Consider the following 2,881-nt stretch of genomic DNA (forward strand, 5'->3'; position numbering starts at 1 on the left):
CGTCGGGGATCACGTTCCTCAGCACCTTGGCCTCGGATATTATCGATGTCGATGCTAGGTTGGACATGTTGAGTAATAACGGCGGAACGACGCAAACGATCGCGTTGTTAGAAGGCAGTCCGGCGCTCAACGCAGGTGTCGCGCTGGGATTCAGCGATGACCAACGCGGTGTTCCACGACCTCAAGGCCTTGCGGTTGACATTGGGGCGTTCGAATCCGACCTGAATGGAAACGTCGATCCGGCGACGTTGTCGATCGCTGCCGAGGACGCGATTAAGAACGAAGGCAATTCAGACCTCACTCCGTTTACCTTTACGGTCACGCGAGAGAGTAATTCTAATCGTGTCACCACCGTCGACTATGAGATTACCGGCACGGGCAACAATCCCGCGACTGCTGATGATTTTGAAAACGGTGAATTCCCAAGCGGGACGGTCGTGTTTGCCCAAGGCCAATCGACTAAGACTCTGACAGTCAATGTCATGGGCGATAACACCATTGAGAGAAACGAAGGCTTTCGAGTGACTCTCCGCAACGCCTCGGACGACGCTACGATCGTGAACTCCATCGCCGATGGAACGATCCTTGACGATGACCGTCCTCCTACCGTTCCCCGCGTGGTCATCCCACGCCAAGTCGAAGGCGGGCAACCCATCCCGGCTGACGGCACGACGACCGCCATTTTGTTCCAAGCGTTGACAGATACTGTCGTCACGGTCACCCCCGTGGGCACCGCTTCGCTAAGAGAAACCATTCTGATTTTCGACACCGACACCCAGATCATCAGCAACATGATTGGCACCGTCGCCACAGCGTCGCTTGAAGCTGGCGGCGTGTACGCCATTGTGTTCGAGCCTCAACTGGAAGACCGTATCTTTGCGATCCGTTCGTCCGCGGGTCCTGGCACGCTTTCCAATGCTCCCCCGACCAACATTTTGCAACCCACTGATACCAACGCCAGCGGCGAGACCACGGCACTGGATGCTTTGCTGGTGATCAATTCGCTCAGTCGCACGGGGGGCGGCGAAGGCGAACAGGTCATCCCCATGTTTCTGGATGTCAATCGCGACAACCAAGTTACCGCTCTCGATGCCCTGCGGGTGATCAATCAACTTAACCGCGTCAGCAGCAACACGGTTGGCGGCAATGTGACATCCCAATCGCTTCCCGCTTTGTTGCCCACGACGGCGATCAGCGATGAATCAAACTCGGTAGCGAACCGGCATGCAGTCGATACCTTATTGGGGGACACGTCGCCGGAATCCCTGTACGCACCCTCCTCTACTACGAACGATCCAATCCCTCGGCCTTCGGTGGTCAATCTGGATGCCGTCGACGAAGCGATGGAAGAAGGCAACTTTGACACGCAGTCGCCGCTGGAGGACTCTATCATGTTGCTGTCGTAGCCGAGAGCGAGTCCCGGTGTGAGTCAAAGCGACGGCGAACTGCGTAACTAGAAACCACGATGCGCGATAAACGCGCAGAGGGCCATGCCGTAGCACAGGCTGCTAGCCTGTGATTGGATTAGCCGCAGGCTGGCAGTGCAATACGTGTGTGATCTCTCGTTCGTGGCACGCGATATGCGATGCTCTGTCAGTACCGTTTCGAGGAAACGGGCTGCATTCACAATGCTGTTTTGGCAACCATTGGCAACGACGTACAACTGAAAGCCAGCTCATGAATCACGAAGATAAATCCGTTACGAAAAACGTGAACGATTCGATTCACTCCAAGGACCAACCTCTGGGCAAGAAAGCACCGGGCGCTCCCTTCGCCGTGGTCGGGTTAACTTACCCGTTGATCTTGATTGGAATCCTGGTGATTGCAGCAGCCTATTATTTCATGACGCGATAACCGATTTGTTCGGTACGGCCTATTCGAATTACGACTACGGGACGACGAATTGGCGTTCCTCGGGTGTCAGCGGCTGGCGGGTCGCCAGTTGTTGCTGCAGCACCGTACTATCTGCGTCCGACGCGTCTCCGTTGCTGCGCACCCGATCCGCCACTCGCTGATGCAACGTTTCGGTGTCGGCGTGACAATCTAAAATTGCAAACGCCGCAGATTCGCGAGTTGCCAACTCTCGAAATCGCGATCGTTGTGATTGCTGGAGGAACGTAGCATCCACGATCACGGAATAACCCGCTCGCAAAATCTTCTGTGCGAGACATTGCAATTGTTCGTAGGTCGCCGCAGTAGATTTGTCGCTATATAGATCACTCTGCGATGAACGATCCGTTGACTGCATCCCAAACATGCGTTTGCGTTCAACATCACTACGAACCCGGAAGCAGTCGTATTGCTGAACAATGCGTTCGCTTTGGGTGGTTTTACCGCTGCCGCTCACACCGTGAGTGATCCACAGCGTAGGCGATTCCTCGGTTGTAAATTGGTGGGCCAGAGCAATATGGTTACGGCAATCCGCTTTTGCTTCGTCGCGTTCCGCTGGCGACGCAGCGGACTGTCCGGCCCGGATCGATGCGACCAAGCCGCGAACAATCGCCCGGTAAACAACATACCAGCGAAGGGTACGCAGCGAGACATAATCCCCCGTCCGCTGGAGGTAATGATTCGCGAAACTGCGACCGAGTTCGAGGTGCCCGCGAGCCGCAAAATCCATCATCAAAAATGCAGCGTCACTCATCACATCGATCCATCGCATCCGCGGGTTGAATTCGATCCCGTCGAAAGGAATGAATCGGCCCTGCCAATTCACGACGTTTTCCAGATGCAAATCACCATGGCATTCGCGAATAAATCCATCTTCGGCGCGCTGAGTGAATTGATTTCCATAGTCACGGATCACCGATTCGGACCATTGCTCGATCGCGTAAATTGTGGTCACCGTTTGTGCGGAGCAGGCTTGTTTTAATTGCCGCAG

The 2,881-nt window shown here is 55.1% G+C and carries 3 protein-coding genes; 2 read left to right on the plus strand and 1 reads right to left on the minus strand.

What is annotated here, in order from left to right; genetic code table 11:
- Together ABX962_RS34010 and ABX962_RS34015 are read left to right on the plus strand one after the other, a co-directional pair.
- Positions 1-1,406: choice-of-anchor Q domain-containing protein (locus ABX962_RS34010; protein WP_372726110.1), on the plus strand; the 1,406-nt coding region annotated here is incomplete at its 5' end.
- A gap of 271 nt (positions 1,407-1,677) precedes the next feature.
- Positions 1,678-1,854 (plus strand): hypothetical protein, encoded by a 177-nt coding sequence (locus ABX962_RS34015; RefSeq protein ID WP_372726111.1) that lies wholly within the window; start codon positions 1,678-1,680, stop codon positions 1,852-1,854.
- Between the two features lie 34 nt (positions 1,855-1,888).
- Here the strand turns inward: ABX962_RS34015 and ABX962_RS34020 are convergent.
- On the minus strand, positions 1,889-2,881 hold a 993-nt coding region (locus tag ABX962_RS34020; protein WP_372726112.1), incomplete at its 5' end, for an AAA family ATPase.

Source organism: Novipirellula sp., assembly GCF_041583735.1.
Lineage (GTDB): Bacteria > Planctomycetota > Planctomycetia > Pirellulales > Pirellulaceae > Novipirellula.

What these genes read in the sequence shown, in the direction of transcription:
- ABX962_RS34015 (WP_372726111.1), top strand. Translation starts at nt 1,678, where the DNA reads ATGAATCACGAAGATAAATCCGTTACGAAAAACGTGAACGATTCGATT.